Source organism: Bradyrhizobium sp. 2TAF36 (assembly GCF_052114925.1).
In the GTDB taxonomy this organism is placed as follows: Bacteria; Pseudomonadota; Alphaproteobacteria; order Rhizobiales; family Xanthobacteraceae; genus Bradyrhizobium; species Bradyrhizobium barranii.
Window position 1 is genome coordinate 101,956 of record NZ_JBFRFR010000013.1, and the last position, 18,929, is coordinate 120,884.

The 18,929-nt window shown below is 63.7% G+C and carries 20 protein-coding genes and 1 tRNA gene; 13 read left to right on the forward strand and 8 right to left on the reverse strand.

The features are described 5' to 3' along the window. Window positions 1-73 precede the first annotated feature (73 nt). Window positions 74-712, reverse strand: a complete 639-nt coding sequence (cmk, locus tag AB4Z51_RS10125) for a (d)CMP kinase (RefSeq protein WP_063980173.1) — start codon at window positions 710-712, stop codon at window positions 74-76. After that, window positions 709-2,046: a 3-phosphoshikimate 1-carboxyvinyltransferase gene (gene aroA, locus AB4Z51_RS10130; RefSeq protein ID WP_063980174.1), complete on the reverse strand. Its 1,338-nt coding sequence runs from the start codon at window positions 2,044-2,046 to the stop codon at window positions 709-711. The genes cmk and aroA overlap by 4 nt, the downstream gene beginning before the upstream one ends. Window positions 2,047-2,216: 170 nt before the next feature. Here aroA and AB4Z51_RS10135 point away from each other — a divergent pair, with 170 nt between their 5' ends. The 3 genes from AB4Z51_RS10135 to AB4Z51_RS10145 all read left to right on the forward strand — a co-directional run bounded on the left by AB4Z51_RS10135 (window position 2,217) and on the right by AB4Z51_RS10145 (window position 3,178). Beyond that, window positions 2,217-2,624 (forward strand): TIGR02300 family protein, encoded by a 408-nt coding sequence (locus AB4Z51_RS10135; RefSeq protein WP_063980175.1) that lies wholly within the window; start codon window positions 2,217-2,219, stop codon window positions 2,622-2,624. A 96-nt stretch (window positions 2,625-2,720) separates the two neighbouring features. Beyond that, window positions 2,721-2,796 (forward strand) — tRNA-Ala (locus AB4Z51_RS10140). 145 nt (window positions 2,797-2,941) lie between these two features. Further along, on the forward strand, window positions 2,942-3,178 hold the full coding sequence (locus AB4Z51_RS10145) for a GIY-YIG nuclease family protein (RefSeq protein WP_166063842.1): 237 nt from the start codon (window positions 2,942-2,944) through the stop codon (window positions 3,176-3,178). Window positions 3,179-3,228: 50 nt separating this feature from the next. Here the strand turns inward: AB4Z51_RS10145 and AB4Z51_RS10150 are convergent, their stop codons facing one another. After that, window positions 3,229-3,687 carry a MarR family winged helix-turn-helix transcriptional regulator gene (locus AB4Z51_RS10150; protein WP_028149792.1) on the reverse strand — a complete coding sequence of 153 codons (459 nt, stop codon included), beginning with the start codon at window positions 3,685-3,687 and terminating at the stop codon, window positions 3,229-3,231. Between the two features lie 154 nt (window positions 3,688-3,841). Here AB4Z51_RS10150 and AB4Z51_RS10155 point away from each other — a divergent pair, with 154 nt between their 5' ends. From AB4Z51_RS10155 to AB4Z51_RS10195, 9 genes are all read left to right on the forward strand, one after another. After that, window positions 3,842-4,267 (forward strand): organic hydroperoxide resistance protein, encoded by a 426-nt coding sequence (locus tag AB4Z51_RS10155; protein WP_014490914.1) that lies wholly within the window; start codon window positions 3,842-3,844, stop codon window positions 4,265-4,267. 184 nt (window positions 4,268-4,451) lie between these two features. Continuing rightward, on the forward strand, window positions 4,452-5,654 hold the full coding sequence (locus AB4Z51_RS10160; RefSeq protein WP_135214037.1) for a CaiB/BaiF CoA transferase family protein: 1,203 nt from the start codon (window positions 4,452-4,454) through the stop codon (window positions 5,652-5,654). Between the two features lie 217 nt (window positions 5,655-5,871). Next, window positions 5,872-7,191, forward strand: coding sequence for a sn-glycerol-3-phosphate ABC transporter substrate-binding protein UgpB (ugpB, locus tag AB4Z51_RS10165; RefSeq protein WP_441497362.1), 1,320 nt, complete (start codon window positions 5,872-5,874; stop codon window positions 7,189-7,191). Between the two features lie 48 nt (window positions 7,192-7,239). Further along, on the forward strand, window positions 7,240-8,121 hold the full coding sequence (gene ugpA, locus AB4Z51_RS10170; RefSeq protein WP_063980179.1) for a sn-glycerol-3-phosphate ABC transporter permease UgpA: 882 nt from the start codon (window positions 7,240-7,242) through the stop codon (window positions 8,119-8,121). Then, window positions 8,121-8,969 (forward strand): sn-glycerol-3-phosphate ABC transporter permease UgpE, encoded by an 849-nt coding sequence (ugpE, locus tag AB4Z51_RS10175; protein ID WP_063980180.1) that lies wholly within the window; start codon window positions 8,121-8,123, stop codon window positions 8,967-8,969. The genes ugpA and ugpE overlap by 1 nt, the downstream gene beginning before the upstream one ends. A 12-nt stretch (window positions 8,970-8,981) precedes the next feature. Further along, entirely contained in the window at window positions 8,982-10,067 is a 1,086-nt protein-coding gene (locus AB4Z51_RS10180) for a sn-glycerol-3-phosphate import ATP-binding protein UgpC (protein WP_135214035.1), read from the forward strand. Between the two features lie 308 nt (window positions 10,068-10,375). Beyond that, window positions 10,376-10,801 carry an Hsp20 family protein gene (locus AB4Z51_RS10185; protein WP_014438749.1) on the forward strand — a complete coding sequence of 142 codons (426 nt, stop codon included), beginning with the start codon at window positions 10,376-10,378 and terminating at the stop codon, window positions 10,799-10,801. Window positions 10,802-10,852: 51 nt separating this feature from the next. Continuing rightward, on the forward strand, window positions 10,853-11,125 hold the full coding sequence (locus AB4Z51_RS10190) for a DUF1150 family protein (RefSeq protein WP_011083553.1): 273 nt from the start codon (window positions 10,853-10,855) through the stop codon (window positions 11,123-11,125). Between the two features lie 81 nt (window positions 11,126-11,206). Next, window positions 11,207-11,986 (forward strand): HEAT repeat domain-containing protein, encoded by a 780-nt coding sequence (locus AB4Z51_RS10195; RefSeq protein ID WP_135214034.1) that lies wholly within the window; start codon window positions 11,207-11,209, stop codon window positions 11,984-11,986. A gap of 177 nt (window positions 11,987-12,163) precedes the next feature. Here AB4Z51_RS10195 and AB4Z51_RS10200 read toward each other — a convergent pair whose 3' ends face one another. From AB4Z51_RS10200 to AB4Z51_RS10215, 4 genes are all read right to left on the reverse strand, one after another. Then, the gene (locus AB4Z51_RS10200; protein WP_441497363.1) at window positions 12,164-13,006 is read right to left on the reverse strand and encodes a DUF1194 domain-containing protein; all 843 of its coding nucleotides are present in this window, start codon (window positions 13,004-13,006) and stop codon (window positions 12,164-12,166) included. Between the two features lie 173 nt (window positions 13,007-13,179). After that, window positions 13,180-14,718 carry an AMP-binding protein gene (locus AB4Z51_RS10205; RefSeq protein WP_135214032.1) on the reverse strand — a complete coding sequence of 513 codons (1,539 nt, stop codon included), beginning with the start codon at window positions 14,716-14,718 and terminating at the stop codon, window positions 13,180-13,182. Between the two features lie 56 nt (window positions 14,719-14,774). Continuing rightward, window positions 14,775-15,905 carry a DUF5938 domain-containing protein gene (locus tag AB4Z51_RS10210; protein WP_135214031.1) on the reverse strand — a complete coding sequence of 377 codons (1,131 nt, stop codon included), beginning with the start codon at window positions 15,903-15,905 and terminating at the stop codon, window positions 14,775-14,777. Between the two features lie 36 nt (window positions 15,906-15,941). Next, window positions 15,942-16,745, reverse strand: coding sequence for an SDR family NAD(P)-dependent oxidoreductase (locus tag AB4Z51_RS10215; RefSeq protein WP_135214030.1), 804 nt, complete (start codon window positions 16,743-16,745; stop codon window positions 15,942-15,944). 280 nt (window positions 16,746-17,025) lie between these two features. Here AB4Z51_RS10215 and AB4Z51_RS10220 point away from each other — a divergent pair, with 280 nt between their 5' ends. Beyond that, entirely contained in the window at window positions 17,026-17,664 is a 639-nt protein-coding gene (locus AB4Z51_RS10220; RefSeq protein WP_085405011.1) for a TetR/AcrR family transcriptional regulator, read from the forward strand. A 125-nt stretch (window positions 17,665-17,789) separates the two neighbouring features. Here the strand turns inward: AB4Z51_RS10220 and AB4Z51_RS10225 are convergent, their stop codons facing one another. Next, window positions 17,790-18,902: a tetratricopeptide repeat protein gene (locus tag AB4Z51_RS10225; RefSeq protein ID WP_135214029.1), complete on the reverse strand. Its 1,113-nt coding sequence runs from the start codon at window positions 18,900-18,902 to the stop codon at window positions 17,790-17,792. Window positions 18,903-18,929: the final 27 nt, after the last annotated feature.

Consider the following 18,929-nt stretch of genomic DNA (forward strand, 5'->3'; position numbering starts at 1 on the left):
GGCCCAAACAGGGGACCGGGGTTATCGACCTCAAAGAGCGGGAGCGGGCGCTTCCTCCAATGACGGCGGCGGCTTAACCCCGCGACCGGCCCGCTCGGACGGCCTCGATAATGTCGATGGCGGCCCGGACGCCGCCTTCTATATCCAGTTGGGAGTTATCTAGCAAGTAAGCATCCGGGGCCGGTTTCAAGGGCGCAATCGGCCGGTTCTTGTCGCGCTCGTCGCGCCGGATGATGTCAGCGAGCACCGCCGCCTCGTCCGCCTCCTCGCCCCTCGCCTTGGCCTCCATGGTCCTGCGGTGGGCGCGGACCCTGGGGTCGGCCACGACGAAGATCTTCACGTCGGCATGGGGGCAGATCACGGTTCCAATGTCCCGGCCGTCGAGCACGGCGCCGGGCGGATCGGCGGCGAATTGCCGCTGGAAATTGAGCAGGACCTCGCGAACCCTGGGGATCGCCGAGACGATCGAGGCGCCCTCGCCGGCCTCCTGGGTCTTCAGGGCGGGATTGCCGAACTTTTCGGGATCAAGCTCCAGCGCAGCCTGCACCGCAGCCGCCTCGTCCCGGAGATCATGACCGGATTCCACCACGGCGTAGGCCACCGCGCGATAAATGACGCCGGTATCGAGATGACGATAGCCGTAATGGTGGGCGAGGCGCTTGCCGAGCGTCCCCTTGCCCGAGGCCGCGGGCCCGTCGATGGCGATGATCATGAAAACTCGGCCCCAAGCGAACGCATCATCGGGATGAAGTCCGGGAAACTGGTGGCGATGAAGGCGGTGTCGTCGACGGTCACGGGCTGGTCGGAGGCGCAGCCCATCACCAGCGCGGACATCGCGATGCGATGATCCATGTGCGTGGCGACTGTGCCGCCGCCGGGGACATGGCCGCGGCCTTCGACGATCAGGTCGTCGCCGGAGACCTCGACCTTGACGCCGTTGACGCGGAGCATGTCGGCGGTGGCCTCAAGCCGATCGGATTCCTTGACGCGCAGCTCCTGGAGGCCGCGCATGATGGTCGTGCCCTCGGCGAAGGAAGCCGCCACCGCCAGCACGAGATATTCGTCGATCATCGAGGGCGCGCGCTCCGGCGGCACCTCGACGCCGCGCAGTTTCGACGCGCGCACGCGCAGCTGCGCCATGGGCTCGCCGGCATCGCCCCGGACTTCGCTTTCCTCGATCGAGGCACCCATTTCACGCAGCGTGGTGAACAGGCCCGTGCGCAGCGGATTGGTCATCACGTCGGACAGGACGACATCCGAGCCTTCGACAATCAGCGCCGCGACGACCGGGAAGGCCGCCGAAGAGGGATCGGCGGGCACAACGACGGTGGCGCCGTGCAGCTCGGGCTGGCCAACGAGCGTGATGCGGCGGCCGTGCTGACCCTCCTGCGCGGAGGTGATGTCGGCGCCAAAGTGCTTCAGCATCAGCTCGGTATGGTCGCGGCTGGCCTCGGTCTCGATCACCGTCGTGGTGCCGGGCGCGGCCAGGCCCGCCAGCAGCACGGCGGATTTGATCTGGGCCGAGGCGACCGGGGTCTTGTAGGTGATCGGCAGCGGATCGCGCGCGCCCTGGACGGTCAGCGGCAGACGGCCGCCCTCGCCGCCGGACACCACTTTGGCGCCCATCTTCTCGAGCGGGTCGAGGATCCGGCGCATGGGCCGGCTGCGCAGCGAGGCATCACCGTCGAAAACCGCCGAAATCGGGCAGCCGGCGACGGCGCCCATGACGAGCCGGCAGCCGGTGCCGGAGTTGCCGAAATCAAGCGGCGCCCTGGGCTCGGCGAAGCCGGCGACGCCCACGCCGTTCACCCTCCAGGCGAAATCGCCGGTGCGCTCGACCCTGGCGCCCAGCGCCTGCATGGATTTGGCGGTGTTGAGGACGTCCTCGCCCTCGAGCAAGCCCGAAATCCGGGTCTCGCCGACCGCGAGCGCGCCCAGGATGAGGGCGCGGTGGGAGATCGACTTGTCCCCGGGGACCCGTACTTTCCCGGTCAGGGGACCGCTTGCGCGCGACTGAAGCGGCGTCGGCTTGTCGGAATCAGTCAAGTTTGTGTCCTTGGATAGGCCCGAAACGTCCCTGCGGGGCTCGCGGGGCAGGTACCACAAGGTCTGCCCGCCGTCACGGGCATGTCTTTCTCCCGTAATGCGCTATTGACAGCGGGCCGCCAACTAGCCAAGTGAAACACCGCTTTTCAGACATTCCCAGGATTCCTGCCGTGGCCAAGTCCGAACTCGGAACCAAACGTATTTGCCCGACCACGGGCAAGAAGTTCTATGACCTCAACAAGAATCCGGTGATCTCGCCCTATACCGGCGAAGTCGTCCCGATCGCGCCTGTGGCGCCGGCCCGCGCGACTCGCGGCGCCGAACCTCGCCACACGCCGGCTGCCGACACCACGCCGGAGCCGGCAGAAGTCGAAGAGGTCTCGCTCGAGGAGGCCGACGCCGAGGAAAACACCGGCAAGGTCAAGGCCGCGGTGCCCGAATCCGAGGACGACATCGAGGTCGACGAGACCATCGAGGACGATGACGACGATGATTCGACCTTTATCGCCGACGACGAAGAGGGCGATGAGGACGTCACGGACATCATTGGTGATGTCGGAGGTGATGAAGAGACTTGAGATCAGCCCTGATCTGTGAAAAAGGGTGCACCGCGCGAGTCACCAGGCTCGGCGGTCGGGAGTGATCCACCAGGATCCTCCCAACTGGAAGACTAAGGGGCCATAGCTCAGCTGGGAGAGCGCTTGCATGGCATGCAAGAGGTCGGCGGTTCGATCCCGCCTGGCTCCACCAGCCTTCGCTGGCTTCGCCAGCTTCGGCTCGGCAAGCCCTATCGTAGCGAAGGCTGCCGCGGCGTAGCCCGAAGGGCGAAGCCGGGCCTCGGCAAAAGCTGATCCTGAGAGATACTGTCCATCCACTGCGCAAGGCGGGGGATAGGATGAAGTACGTCTACATTCTCGAAAGCCTCGATTCCGGCCATTTCTACATCGGCATCACTGATGATCTGCGAGCCCGGCTCGCAAAGCACAACGCCGGCGAAGTGCCACATACATCAAAGTATGGCCCATGGCGCATCAAGACCTACATCGCTTTCAGCGATGAGGCTAAGGCTGTTGCGTTCGAGAAATATCTGAAATCGGCTTCGGGCCGCGCATTTGCAAAGAAGCGGCTTTGAGGAGAGAAACTCGCGGCGAGGTACGAGAGGATTGAGCTCGCCGCCCCCCCCTACTCCCCGATCACCGCATTCAACCGATCCCGCAGCGCCACGATCTCGTCCTTCATCGCGACCAGTTCCGAGACCGAGCAATCCGACGCCGCCAGGATCGATTGCGGCACGGCGCGCGCTTTTTCCTTCAAGGCATGGCCCTGCGGGGTCAGCGCGATCAGCACCTGACGTTCGTCCTCGCGCGAGCGCGTGCGCCTGACGAGGTGGGCGGCCTCGAGGCGCTTGAGCAGCGGCGTCAGCGTGCCCGAATCCAGGAACAGCTTTTCGCCGATGTCCTTGACCGGCACGTCGTCGCGCTCCCACAGCACAAGCATCACCAGATATTGCGGGTAGGTCAGGCCGAGCCGGTCCAGCAGCGGCTTGTAGACCCGGTTGAAGGCATGCGCGGCCGAATAGACCGCGAAGCAGATCTGATTGTCGAGGCGCTGCGGGTCCAGCGCCGATAATTTCCGGGGCATCGAGAATCTCACGCGGTTTCCTCCATTCTGGGACCGGGCGGCCGTACATTCAATTGCGAACAATTAAATGTGAGGCATGCAGATTTCAATTGCGCGCAATCTAATTGTTTGCGATGTAGGTTCCACCCCAACCCGAAGACCTGAGGAGACGAAAATGTCGGTAAACGTCCTGTACAAGACCAGCGCAAAGGCCACCGGCGGCCGCGACGGCCATGCGGCGACCCTCGACGGCGCGCTCGACGTCAAGCTCACCACCCCGAAGGAACTCGGCGGCGGCGGCGGCGCCGGCAACAATCCCGAGCAGCTGTTCGCGGCCGGCTATGCCGCCTGCTTCATCGGCGCGATGAAGTTCGTGGCCTCGCAGGGCGGCCCGAAGGTTCCGGCTGACGCCTCGGTCACCTCCACCGTCGGCATCGGCCCGCGCTCGGCCGGCGGCTTCGGTCTCGACATCGATCTGGCCGTCTCGCTGCCGGGCCTCGCCCGCGCGGAAGCAGAGGCGCTGGTCGAGAAGGCCCACCAGGTGTGCCCCTACTCCAATGCCACGCGCGGCAATGTCGACGTTCGCCTGACGGTCGTCTGATCAAACGGCGGATTGGCTGGCCCGAGATCCCCCTCGGGCCGGCCGCTTCCCTTTGTTTTGTTGTTTTGCCACGCCGCGGGATTGTGCGGCGGCACCGCATACGCCCCTACGCACCAAGCCATTGCTGGCGCAAAAAAACCTCGCTAGGCCTGTGATCAATGATCGACACAGGGGAAGCGAAGGCATGACTGAAGCCGTTTTGGGCGCAATGAGCGGACTGCGCGTCATCGATCTCACGCGCGTGCTCGGCGGCCCCTACTGCACCCAGATCCTCGCCGACCACGGCGCCGACGTGATCAAGGTCGAGCCGCCCGCCGGCGACGAGGTGCGCGACTGGGGCCCTCCGTTCCACGAGGAAGACGCGGCCTATTTCATCGGCATCAACCGCAACAAGCGCTCGATCGGCCTCGACCTTGCCTCCGAGGGCGGCCGAATCGTGCTGCTCAAGATGCTGGAGACAGCCGACGTCCTGATCGAGAATTTCAAGCCGGGCACGCTGGAGAAATGGGGCATCGGCAACGATGTGCTCAGCAAGAAATTCCCGCGCCTCGTGCATTGCCGGATCTGCGGCTTCGGCGCCGACGGTCCGCGCGGCGGCAATCCCGGCTATGACGCCATCATCCAGGCGATGACCGGCATGATCGCGGCGACCGGCTCTCCCGAGAGCGGACCGATGCGGATCGGCGTGCCGCTGGTCGACATCACCACCGGCCTCTATGCGGCGATCGGCATCCTGATGGCGCTGTCGGAGCGGCAGCGCTCGGGCCAGGGCCAGTTCCTGGAGACGACGCTGTACGAGACCGGCCTTGCCATCATGCATCCGCACACCGCGAATTATTTCATGCACGGCAAGCCGCCGTCGCTCACCGGCAACGAGCATCCCAACCTCGTGCCTTACGCGATCTTCCCGACCAGGACCGACGACATCTTCATCGGTGTCGGCAATGACGGCACCTTCCGCAAGCTCGCCAAGGAAATCGGCAAGCCTGAGCTCGGCACCGATCCGCGCTTTGCCCGCAACAAGGACCGCATCGCCAATCGCGAGGCGCTGCGCGCCGAGCTCGCCGCCGTGTTCAGCCAGCACGAGGCCGAGCCGCTGTGCAATCGTCTGCTCGCCGCCGGCCTGCCCGCAGGTCCCGTGCAGAAGATCGACCAGGCCTTGACCAACCCGCACACGATCGCCCGCGGCGATGTCATCGAGAAGGACTGGTACAAGGGCGTGGCCTCGCCGATCCGGCTCGATCGCAGCAAGCCGAGCCTGCGCCGCCTGCCGCCGAAATTCAGCCAGCACTCCCAGGAGGTGCTGGGCGAGTTCGGCTACTCCAAATCGGAGATCGACGCGATGGTCGAAAAGGGCACCGTCTGCGGCCCCGAGCGCAAGCGCTAAACGCCCTCGCCGCCTCACCCGAGCAAATGCCGCACTGCGGCGCGGGCACGCATGTGCGCCGCGAACGGAGGAGGCTGCGCGCTCGGCATTCGCCTATTTGACGGCTTCCCTTTTGGCCGCGCTTGCTGCTTTCGTTTCTCCCGCTTACACAGTCATGTGAACGTCATATGGCGCTGCTAGCGCAAGCGCTTCTTTTTGACGGCCAAGGGAGGTTTACTTGAYGGCTCTTCGACACTTTGGGGCGGCTGCCGCAGTTGCGATCACAATCGGCATGGGCGCATCGCCGGCCTTGGCCGTGACCGAAATCCAGTGGTGGCACGCGATGACTGGCGCCAACAACGACGTCATCGTCAAGCTCGCCACCGACTTCAACGCCTCGCAGACCGACTACAAGGTGATCCCGACCTACAAGGGCAACTATCCCGATACGATGAACGCCGGCATCGCGGCGTTCCGCGCCGGCAACGCCCCGCACATCATGCAGGTGTTCGAAGTCGGCACCGCGACCATGATGGCCGCGACCGGCGCCGTAAAACCCGTCTACAAGCTGATGGCCGAGGCCGGCGAGAAGTTCGACCCCAAGATCTATCTGCCCGCCATCACCGGCTACTACTCGACCTCGAAGGGCGAGATGCTGTCGTTCCCGTTCAACTCGTCGTCGACCGTCATGTGGGTCAACCTCGACGAGCTCAAGAAGGCGAACGTCGAGATCCCCAAGACCTGGCCCGAAACGTTCGAGGCCGCCAAGAAACTGAAGGCAGCGGGTCATGACACCTGCGGCTTCTCCGGCTCCTGGGTCACCTGGGTCAATCTCGAGCAGCTCTCCGCCTGGCACAACGTGCCGCTCGCCAGCAAGGCCAACGGCCTCGACGGTTTCGACACCGTGCTGGAGTTCAACGGCCCGCTCCAGGTCAAGCATCTCGAAACCCTGGTCGAGCTGCAGAAGACCAAGACTTACGACTATGCCGGCCGCACCAACACCGGCGAAGGCCGCTTCACCTCCGGCGAATGCCCGATCTACCTGACCTCGTCGGCGTTCTTCGGCAACGTCAAGGCGCAGGCCAAGTTCAACTTCACCGCCGTGCCGATGCCATACTATCCGGACGTCAAGGGCGCGCCGCAGAACTCGATCATCGGCGGCGCTTCGCTCTGGGTGATGGGCGGCAAGTCGGCCGACGAATACAAGGGTGTCGCGAAGTTCCTGACCTTCCTCTCCGACACCGATCGCCAGGTCTACATCCACAAGGCCTCGGGCTATCTGCCGATCACCAAGGCGGCCTACGCCAAGGCGAAGGAAGAGGGCTTCTACAAGGATCAGCCCTATCTCGAGACCCCGCTGATCGAGCTGACCAACAAGGAGCCGACCGACAATTCGCGCGGTCTGCGCCTCGGCAACATGGTTCAGCTGCGTGACGTCTGGTCGGAAGAGATCGAGCAGGCGCTGGCCGGCAAGAAGACCGCCAAGCAGGCGCTGGATGCTGCCGTCGAGCGCGGCAACACGATGCTGCGGCAGTTCGAAAAAACCGCCGTCAAGTGAGGCGACGAGCGGCAGGCCGCGACCCGGCCTGCCGCTTCTGCTGACATCATGCAAAAGCAAGCCATTTTCCAAGCAAAACTATTGCCCTACGCGCTGGTTGCGCCGCAGCTCGCGATCGTCCTGATTTTTTTCTACTGGCCGGCCGCGCAGGCGGTGATCCAATCCTTCCTGCTCCAGGACGCCTTCGGTCTGTCGACAAGCTTCGTCTGGTTCGAGAATTATCAGGACCTGTTCAAGGACCCGGCCTATTTCGAGGCGGTTGTCCGTACGTTCGTCTTTTCGTTCGCCATCGCCGTCTCGTCGCTGTCCTTCGCGCTCTTGCTCGCCGTGATGGCCGACAAGCCGCTGCGTGGCTCGATGCTCTACCGCACGCTGCTGATCTGGCCCTATGCAGTGGCGCCGCCCGTGGTCGGCGTGCTCTGGATCTTCATGCTGCATCCTTCGCTCGGCGTGCTGTCGCGCTATCTGCGCAACCTGGGCGTCGACTGGAATCCGCTGCTTGACGGCAACCAGGCGGCTGGGCTGATCATCCTCGCCGCGGCGTGGAAGCAGATCTCCTATAATTTCCTGTTCTTCCTCGCCGGCCTGCAAGCCATCCCCCGAAGCGTGTTCGAGGCCGCCGCGATCGACGGCGCCCGCCCGATGCGGCGGTTCTGGACAGTGACGTTCCCGCTGCTGTCGCCCACGATCTTCTTCCTGCTTGTCGTCAACATCGTCTACGCCTTCTTCGACACCTTCGGCATCATCGACACCATGACCCGCGGCGGTCCCGGCACATCGACGGTCACGCTGGTCTACAAGGTCTATTCCGACGGCCTGCTCGGCGGCAATCTCGGCAGCTCGGCGGCGCAGTCGGTGATCCTGATGGTCATGGTCATCGTGCTGACGGGAATCCAGTTCCGCTTCGTCGAACGCAAGGTGACCTACTGATGGTCGAAGAAGAGGGCTTTCGGCGCTACGTCGCCCACGCGATTCTCTGGATCGGGATCGCGATCGTCGCATTCCCGGTCTACATCGCGATCGTCGCCTCGACCCAGGACAACGCCCTGATCGCGAACGGGCAGATGTCGCTGCTGCCGGGCGGCCATTTCTTCGAGGTCTACTACAAGACCATCTTCGTCGGCACGAGCGGCTCGACTCGCGAGCCCGTCGGCAACATGATGCTGAACTCGCTGGTGATGGCGCTGGCAATCGCGATCGGCAAGATCGCGATCTCGATCATCTCGGCCTATGCGATCGTCTATTTCCGCTTTCCGTTCCGGATGGCGATCTTCTGGATCATCTTCATCACGTTGATGCTGCCGGTCGAGGTGCGCATCTATCCGACCTACAAGATCGTCGCCGATCTACACATGCTCGACAGCTATGCTGGCCTCGCGCTGCCGCTGATCGCGTCGGCCACCGCGACGCTGCTGTTCCGCCAGTTCTTCATGACCGTGCCGGACGAGCTGCTGGAGGCCTCGCGCATTGACGGTGCCGGACCCTTGCGCTTCTTCTGGGATACGCTGCTGCCGCTGTCGCGCACCAACATGGCGGCGCTGTTCGTGATCCTCTTCATCCTCGGCTGGAATCAATATCTCTGGCCGCTGCTGATCACAACGCGCGACGACATGCAGACCATCCAGGTCGGAATCCGCAAGATGATCACCACTACCGATGCGCTGACCGAATGGCCGATCGTGATGGCGACTGCCGTGCTGGCCATGCTGCCGCCGGTGTTCGTCGTCGTCGCCATGCAGAAATTGTTCGTGCGCGGCCTGGTCGAGACGGAAAAGTAGAAGCGAGTTTTCATGGCTAACGTCACCCTGCGCAACGTCCGCAAGACCTATCCCGGCGGCTTCGAGGCCATCAAGGGCGTCAACGTCGATGTCGGCGACGGTCAGTTCTGCGTGCTGGTCGGTCCCTCCGGCTGCGGCAAGTCCACGCTGCTGCGCATGGTCGCAGGTCTCGAGACCGTCACCGGCGGCGAGATCGACATCGGCGGCCGCGTCGTCAACCAGATCGAGCCCGCCGATCGCGACATCGCGATGGTGTTCCAGAACTACGCGCTCTACCCGCATATGAGCGTCTTCAACAACATGGCCTACGGCCTGCGCAACCGCGGCATGAAGGAGGCCGAGGTCAAGACCCGCGTCGAGGAAGCCGCGCGCGTGCTCGAGCTCGCGCCGATGCTGGAGCGCAAGCCGCGCCAGCTCTCCGGTGGCCAGCGCCAGCGCGTCGCCATGGGCCGCGCCATCGTGCGCCAGCCGAAAGTGTTTCTGTTCGACGAGCCGCTGTCGAACCTGGACGCAAAGCTGCGCATCGCGATGCGCGTCGAGATCCGCAAATTGCAGCGCCGGCTCAACACGACCTCGATCTACGTCACCCACGACCAGCTCGAGGCGATGACGCTCGCCGATATTCTCGTCGTGATGAACGGCGGCCAGGTCGAGCAGGTCGGCAATCCCCTTGCGATCTACGAGAAGCCGGCGACGACCTTCGTCGCCTCCTTCATCGGGGCACCGCCGATGAACCTGATGTCGACGCGCGCCGATGAGATCAAATCGCAACTCGGCGGCGGCGCGACCGAGGCCGGCATCCTCGGCATCCGCCCGGAAGATTTCGTCATCACCGACCAGACCCCGGCCGGCGGCGTCGCACTGCCGCTGACCGTGGAAGCGATCGAGCGCGTCGGCGCCGAAACTTTCGTCTACGGCACGCGGGCCCAGGACGAGCAGCGCGTCGCCGCCACCCCCGGCGAGCTGCCGCCCGGCGAGGTCATCGTCCGCATTCCCGGAACCGAGGCCCCCGCCATCGGTGAGAGGATCCGCGTCGCCGCGGTACGGCCGAAGCTGCACCTTTTCAGCGGCGACGGGCGGACGCGGATCGAGGCCTGACTGGTTCCGAGGGCCGGCCGATCAGAAACGCGAAAAACAACCCCATGCACAGTAGCCGGGGGTTTGATTTCATTGAGATAAATCGTCGGCCGATTCGTCATGCCCGGGCTTGCCTGAGCATTTGCGTTCCCGGTGACGAATTGGGCGCTTCCGCGCGACCGCGGGCGGGGTCAGGCGCGAAAATGGGCAATCCACAGGCCCCCGCTACGTCCTTGAACCCCCAAGGGGTTATGACCATATTGCTGACCAAGGGGCGCCGCTTCCGGGCCCTGAAATGCCAAAGTCGCTTCGAGAGGACTTTGTAAACTATGTCTCGTGTTCCAACGCTTTCCAGTCCGTTCCTTCTGGGCTTCGACGAGATCGAGCGCGTGCTTGATCGCGTCGTCAAAGGCGCCGACGGCTACCCTCCCTACAATATCGAGAGGTGCGACCGGTCGGACGGCCAGCCCGAGCGGCTGCGGATCACGCTGGCGGTCGCCGGATTCACCCGCGACCAACTCGATGTAACCATTGAGGAAAACCAGCTCGTGATTCGCGGGCGGCAGCAGGACGACAAGACCCGGCAATACATCCATCGCGGCATCGCCGCGCGCCACTTCCAGCGCACCTTCGTGCTGGCGGAGGGGATGCTCGTGCTGGGAGCGGATCTGAAGAACGGGCTGCTGTCGGTCGATCTTGCCCGGCCTGAACCGGAGAGGATCGTTAAGACAATCGCTATCAATGAGCACGAATAATGGAACGAGTAGCGGACTCGACCGCTTAGTTTCTGTGAAGGAGTCGAGACCATGAGTGAAGGTCACGTTGCGTTCGAATACGAAGCCAAGAACGTCTCGCCCGAGACGCTGGCAACTCTCGGCGAAGGTCATATCGCCTATGTGAAGCAGATCCGCTCCGAGGATGTGCCGGGCCTGTTTCCCGAAGCGCCAAAGATCGCGCCGGGCCTCAAGCTCTTCGCGCTCCACGCCGCCGACGGCACGCCGATCATGCTGACCGACAGCCGCGAAGCCGCGGTCGCCAACGCCTGGAGCAACGAGCTGCAAGCCGTGAGCGTGCACTGACGCACGCTTAGCGCGACATCTGCGAATTCAAATGCGCGGGCATGCCTCAAGGCGGCCCGCGCATTTTTTATGGGCCATCCCATGACGCGGCACCAAGCGGACGCCTCGCTTTCTTTGTGCTATGGCCCGATATCCTCCGGCTACTCGATCAGCCGGATCGGGCTATGGAAGCGTGACCAGACCATCATGACCGACGAGCCAATCGCGTACATTGGAGGTGCTCAGGCTCGATTCGTTGAGGTGGTGTTGGCATTTCGCCGTTGGGCTGATCGCTACCCTGTTGACCAGAGATCTGGCGAGTGGGAATGCGACTATGGAGAATGGCCCGCGATCACGACTGCCTTCGCCGCGTTCCTGGATTCGGGCGTTCCGCAGCATTGGAGCGCTCCTATCGTCGAGTTGCTGCTTTACATCCTTGCTCGCGACAATGAGGTGGAGGTACTCAAGCGCGAGTTGATGGCCAAGCCGGCTCATCTGCTGGCTTTGGCGAGGGTAGCCCCGCATTCACCGGAGCGAGATGCCCGGTGGCAACTCGCCGATGCGCTTGGGAGCGACGAATTTGCCGCCGATGAAGTCGAACCGCTGTTGGAGCAATTCTTTCACGACGCGGATGAGTATGTAAGCCGGCGAGCGCTTCTTGCTCTCGCGCGCAGGCGGTCGAAAAGGTCGGAGACGCTGGCGCTTCGCGCGTGGAGCACGGAGTATGAATATCAGCGGATGGCCGCGCTCGACGCACTTTCCGCGGTTAACTCGCCGTTGTTGCCGTCATATCTCGATCTCGCTCAGCGCGATGGGCGGCAGTATCTCGTCAATTTTGCCAATTCGCTCCGCGCGAAGCCGGCTTCAGAAGGTAGCGAGTAGGAGAAGGCGACCACATCGACCAAATGTCGTCTTGCACCGCTCGGGTATTGCCGACGCACCGTCACCCTTGATTACCTGCCTGACCGCCCTGCCAGCCGCGCGCGAATGTCCGGCTTCAGCACCTTGCCCACCTTCGAGCGCGGCAGGTCGTCCCGGACTTCGATCAGCTTCGGTGTCTCACCGTCGCCCGCGCTCCCGCCATTTTTCTTCGCCGACCAGACAGGACACCCGGGGCTCTTTCTCGGCGGTTCGGACGATCCTCCCCTCCGGCGTGAGGCCCGCAACTTCGAGAACAAGCTTGGTCCGGATCGCTTCCTGGAATTTTTCGCGATCCTTGATTGTCATGATGAAGGCACCCGGCCCTCCGATCACGCAGTCCTCGTAGTAGAGATCGAGATTCTCGATATCGGTCGTCAAATAGGACGGCTCCTTCACCATGATCGGCAGGCCGTTGATGATGATGCCTTTCTCAACGGCAGCGTCGCGCGCGCCGGTGACGGGGGCTCCGTCGTTGTTCGGCCCATCGCCGGAAATGTCGATGACGAGCCGCGACCCGCGATAGGGATTCTCTTCGAACAGCTGCACTGCGAAATTGATCGCGCCGGAAATCGAGGTGCTCGAACCTCGGCGAATCGGCGTTTTCATGATCTCGGCGGCCACGGCGTCCGCCGATTCCGGGCCGTCGATCACGCGCCACGGAATGATGATCCTGTCGTCGCCCGACATCGACCACTCGAAATAGGTCAGAGCCACCTTGCTGGCCGGACGGGCCCTTAGCGCCTGAAGAAAGTCTTTCGAGACGATGGCCTGTGCATAGCCCTCGCGCTGAATGGCGAGTTCGTCCAGATCCATCGAATAGGAGACGTCGACGGCGATAACGAGCTCGACATTGACGGACAGTGCGCTGTGCCTGGCGTCGGCTATCCCTGATTTCGGGCTCGGCGCGGCAATGCTGGCAACGTCACCTCCGACGATCGCCCCCGCAACAAGCACCGCCCCGACCGAGACACACCAGCGCATGGCGGCCCTCCCGTCCGTTCAAAAGCATGGTGACACCCAAAACGCGCATCGAAAAGCGGAAACATGCCTTTGCCTGCCCGGACACGGATGAGAGTTCCAGGCCCGCGCGAATGTCCGCGTCAGCGCGTCTCGCGGATATCTTCGAAGCGATGGGCGCTGCAATAAGATGCGCCTCAGTCGCCTGAGCGACCTGCCAGCCGCGCGCGGATGTCCGGCTTCAGCACCTTGCCGACCTTGGAGCGCGGCAGATCGTCCCAGACTTCGATCTGCTTCGGTGTCTTGACGCTGCCGATCCGCTGCTTGACGAAGGCCGCCAGCGCCGTCGCATCGACGCTTTGGCCGGCGCGGGGCTGCACCACGGCGACGATCCGCTCACCCCATTTCTCGTCCGAAAGGCCAATCACGGCGCAATCCTGCACCGCCTCATGCGCCCGCAGCGCGTTCTCGACCTCGATCGAGTAGACGTTGAACCCGCCGGTGATGATCATGTCCTTGGCGCGATCGACGATATAGAGGTAGCCGTCGTCGTCGATGTAGCCGATGTCGCCGGTGTGGTGCCAGCCATGTGCGGAGGCTTCCGCCGTAGCCTCGGGATTTTTGTAATAGCCCTCCATCACCAGCGAACCGCGGACCACGATCTCGCCGCGGGCGCCGGTCGGCAGCAAATTGCCGTCGCCATCCATGATGCCGGCCTGCACCAGCGGGCTGATCCGCCCGGCCGAGGCGAGACGCTCCATCGCGATCGTGCCGTCGGCATTGTAATGCTCGCTAGGTGCCATCATCGAGATCATCATCGGCGCTTCGGTCTGACCGAACAACTGCGCCATCGGCCCGATACGCTGGAGCGCTTCCGCAAGCCGCGCGGCCGAGATCGGCGCCGCGCCGTACCAGAAACATTGCAGAGACCCGAGCCTCGCGGAGTCGAGCTTCGGATGATCGAGCAGCATGTAGATCACGGTCGGCGGCAGGAAGGTGTGCGTGACGTGATAGCGCTCGATCAGATCGAGAAATTCTGCGATGTCGGGGTGATGCATGATCACGATGCGGCCGCCGAGCGCCATGATCGGGAAACACAGCACGCCGGCCGCGTGGGTCAGCGGCGCAAGCGCGAGGTAGATCGGGCGGCCCTTGAAGGGATAGCCCATCAGCGTCAGTGCCGTCATAGCCTCGATGTTGCGGCCCGACAGCATGACCCCCTTCGGCTTGCCGGTGGTGCCGCCGGTGCCCGGGATCATCGCGAGATCGTCGATCGTCTCGCGTTGATAGTGGTCGTCTGCAAGGCCGGCGAGCCAGCTGGCGAACGAGGGCGCGAAGGACAACTCGGCATCGAGGCAGACGACGGCGCGCAGCATTGGCAGCTCTGCACGCACCGCCTCGACCATCGCCGCGAAGCTTGAATGAAACAACAGCAGGCTGCAGTCGAATTGCTCGAGGATGAGCCGATTTTCGGCCGCCTCGTTGCGCGGATTGATCGGGCACCAGACCGCGCCCGCACGGGAAATGCCGAACACGCAGGCAAACGCGACCGGATCGTTGCCGGAGAGGATTGCGACCTTCTCGCCGGCAGCAATGCCCGATCGCGCGAGCCCGCGCGCGACGCGGTAGCTCAGCCGCTGCACCTCGCGATAGCTGAGGTCGCGTCCATCCATGGTGAGGCACGGCGCGTCGGCGCCGAGCGAGGCACCTTTGTCCAGGTAATCGATGAAGCGCATGATCAACACCCGAAGCAGAGCGGGTGACGCGGAGGACCGCGCCACCCGCGATTTACTTAATCGTGCACGGTCAGAACCGGCTTGCTGACGAGCCCGAAGCTGCGCAATTGCCCGAGCAGCTCGTGATGGCCGAACGCCTGGCAGCCGGAGGCGAACCCCACGCGCTTCGGCGGCTGCTGCAGCAGGTGCGCCGCGGCATAGGCCTGCAGCAAGCCGGTCTGCTTGTAGTTGCTGTTGCCGTAGATGATGCAGTGCGCGCGCCCCAACGGGCCGGAGGCATGTACCGAATCCATCGACTTGTTGACGCGCGGGTTCTCGCGCGGCGGCATGGTGTTCATCACACCGGCGGCCGTCTGCGCCAATGCGGCGTAGCGCTCGTCGGGATTCATATCCTTGGTCGCCTCCAGCGCGGCCGCGACGATCTGCGGCACGCCCAGCATCAGCGCGCGATTGAACACGCCGCCCAGCACTTTCACGTTGGCCACGCGCGGATCGCGCTTGAACCACACCGGGTGCGAGGTGCCTCCCCAGGGCAACGCCAGCGCCAGCTCGTGCTGACCGGGGATGGCGAGGTTGTAGAGGCCGGCATCGGGCTGATGCTCGACGTACTTGTTCTGCTCCAGGTAGTAGGCCTTGGCCATCGCGGCGTTGACCAGGATGGTCTGCGTCGATGCGATGGTCGGGCTGCCACCCCAGAACACGGCAATGTCCAGCGTGTCGAGGCCGGGCGTCTCCAGGCACAGCTGCGCGGCGATCTCGCCGGTGGTGTACATCTGCGCGATGCCTGGCGCCAACAGCAGTCCGGCATTGGCGAACTTCGTGCCCCACTCCTGCTCGAGCGTGATCAGCCAGTCCTGCTCACCTGTGGTGTCGGTGTAATGACACTTGGAAGCGAGGCAAGCCTGCACCACTTCGCCGCCGAACTTGGCGAAGGGACCCACGGTGTTGAGCACCACCGAGGCGCCCTTGAACAATTCAGTCAGCGCAGCCACGGTGTGCGGCACCTTGACCACCTCGTAGTCGGCGGTCTCGATGCCCGCTACATTCGACTTCATCGCGGCGTTGAGCTTCTCATTGCTGCGGCCGGCGGCGATGAAGGGGATGTTGTATTCGCGTAAGTATTCACAGACCAGCCGGCCGGTATAGCCGGAAGCGCCATAGACGATGACGGGCTTCTTCTCGCTCATTGCGTTCCTCCGAAATGCTTGTTGTCGGCTTTGTCGTTACATGCCCATGCCGCCATCGACCGGCAGTCCGATGCCGGTGATGAAGCGCGCCTCGTTCGAGCACAGGAACACCGCGGCATCTCCGATGTCCGTGACCTCGGCGAGACGGCCGAGCGGGGTTTGCTCCACCACCGAGCCGACTGCGGCGTTGACGTCAGCCGCGAGCCCGACCTTGACGATGTCGTTGGCGAGCTGCATGCCCATGTCGGTCGGGATCAGGCCCGGATAGATGCAGTTTACGCGCACGCCGAAACCGAGCTTGCCGGCTTCCATCGCTCCGACCCGCGTCATGCGGTCAACCGCGGATTTGGTGCCCGAATAGACCGCGATGCTCGGGAAGGCGATCGTTGCCGCAACCGAGGCGATGTTGACGACGGCGCCGCCCTTGCCGGCCGGCCCGCCCGGGCGCATGGCACGGAAGGCGTGCTTCATGCCGAGCACGGTGCCAACGATATTGACGTCGCACATCCGCCGCGCGTCGTCGGCCTTGACCTCGGAGATCAGCGACGTGATCTCGATGCCGGCATTGTTGATCAGAATGTCGTAGCCGCCGAGGGTTGCGACGGTCTTGGCAACCGCCCGCTCCCATTGAGCGTCGTCGGTGACGTCGAGCTGGACGAAGCCCGTGGCGACGTCTTCCTTCGCGATAGCGGCTGCGCTGGCGCGGCCAGTCTCTTCCAGGATGTCGGCGATCATGATCGAGGCGCCGGCTCGCGCCAACGCTTGCGCGATGGCCGCGCCGATTCCTCTAGCACCGCCGGTGACCAGGGCGTTCCTGCCTGCAAGGCTCTTCCCACTCATGACGCACTCCTCCGTTGCTGGTGATCGATTCGTGCTGCGCCAAGCGGCGCGCACCAGGTCGATGGGCGCAGGCCTTTCGGCGGCACCCAGCGAAGCGTTCCTCCATGGTCGGACGTCTTGACGACTGTCCAAATTCTTGGTGCGAACCTCCGCCAAAATCTTGACACTTGTCAAGAACGAATTTGACAGTTGTCAAAGGAAGTGGTTGTGAGGGGATGGAGCATTCCGCGGTCGACGCGGTATAAGTCCTTGAAAGAACGGGACTGAGGATAAGGACAAGATGGCGCGGCAGGTGACGGGAGCGGCCCGGCGTGTGGCTGATGCGGCCGAGGTGCTGCGCGACGAGAAGTTCAACGCGCGGCGCGTCGAACTTGCCGAGGCCGCGCTCGAAACGCTTGGAGAGCTCGGCTTCGCACGCACCAGCCTGCGCGAAATCGCGCAGAACTCGGCGTTCACGCACGGCGTGTTCCACTATTATTTCAGCGACAAGCTCGACCTGATCTGCTGCTGCGTCCGCCACTACAAGGCGAAGTGCGTGACGCGATATGACGATGTCGTCGCGACAGCAACGAGCCGCGACGAATTGACGGAGGGTTTCCTCGCCAAGCTCGCCGCAACGCTGCAGAACGAAGCCCGCATGCACCGCCTTTGGTACGACCTGCGCTCGCAGGCGATGTTCGAGGCGGCGTTTCGCAAGGATGTACTCGAGATCGACAAGAGCCTGGAAGCGATGATCTGGCGCATCGCCTCCCGCTATGCCGAGCTCGGCGGCAAGCGGCCGGCGTCGTCGCCCGCCGCGCTCTATGCGCTGTTCGACGGTCTATTCCAAAGTGCGCTGCTTAAGCACCTCGCGGGTGACAAGACGGCGATTCCCGAACTGCTCGACGAAGTCCGGCGCCTGCTGCCGACGGTCTGCTGACGCGCACGAGCGGCGCCGGCGAAGGCTCTGCAGCGCACCGCTCTCGACGATGCTTYGCATCGCGGGGGAAGCGCTGCGCTGCGTCCGGGGGACTAGAGCGGAGATGCACGCTCTTTCGAGACGCATCACTTCAAAAAGCCAAGCCCTTCGCGCGCCGTGCCCACGGCCCATTGGTCGCCCGGCGGCAGCGCGAGCACGCTATTGAAATCGGCGCGCGCGTGTTTGGCGTCGGACAGTTTCATATAGAGGATGCCGCGATTGACCAGAGCGACCTGATTGTTGGGATCGAGCCGGATCGCATCGTTGTAGTCGGCRAGCGCGCGGGCGTGCTCACCGATGTCGCGTAGCGTGCTGGCGCGATTGCTGTAGGCCATCGAATTTCCCGGCTGCAGCCGGATGCCCTCGTCGAAATCGGCAATGGCGCGACGATCATCGCCCTTCTTGCGCCAGGCGGTTGCACGAACGAAGTAGGCCTTCTCGAAGGAAGGCGTGATCCTGGTGACGTCATCGAGCTCGTGGATGGCGTTGTCGGTGTCGTCCTTTTTCAGGAGAACGATGGCCCGGCAATAATGACCGCCAGCACTCCCGGGCTCCAGACGGACGGCGGTGTTGCAGTCGTCGAGAGCCTCGTCGATCTCGCCTCTGTCGACATGGACGGTGCTTCGCAGCTCGTAGGGCCATGCGGCGGCGGGATTGCGCCGCATCGCCTCGTTGTAATCGGCGACGGCATGATCGGGGTCGCGCTTCGCCGCATACGCTTCGCCTCTCATGACAAGAGCAAAGTAGGCTTGCTTGGGATTGCGTTCGATGGCCTCGGTAAACGCGCCGATCGCCAGATCGAAGTCGCGCTTGTTGAAATATTCGAGGGCACGGGAGGTGTAGGACGGTCCGTAGCCGGGATCGAGGCGAATGGCCTCGTTGTAATCGGCCAAAGCGTGATCCCGTTCACCCCTCGCCGAATAGGCGCGGCCGCGGCAGTTATAAGCCCGCCCGAAATTCGGATCGATCCGTATCGCGGCGCTGCAGTCCTCGAAGGCGCGATCCTTGTCCCGCTTGAGGTACCAGGCTTCGCCACGCAGCTCGTAGGCAACCGCGTTTGTCGGATCAGCCGCAATGATCTCGGTCTTTTCGGCGATGACGCGGTCGTTGGACGTATCGTCGGCATGAACCGCAACCGTCACGGCAATGGTGACCGCGCAAAACAGACCGAAAATCCGGCCGATCGAACTGCAATTCATGGCTCAAAAAACCCCGCATCGAAGCCG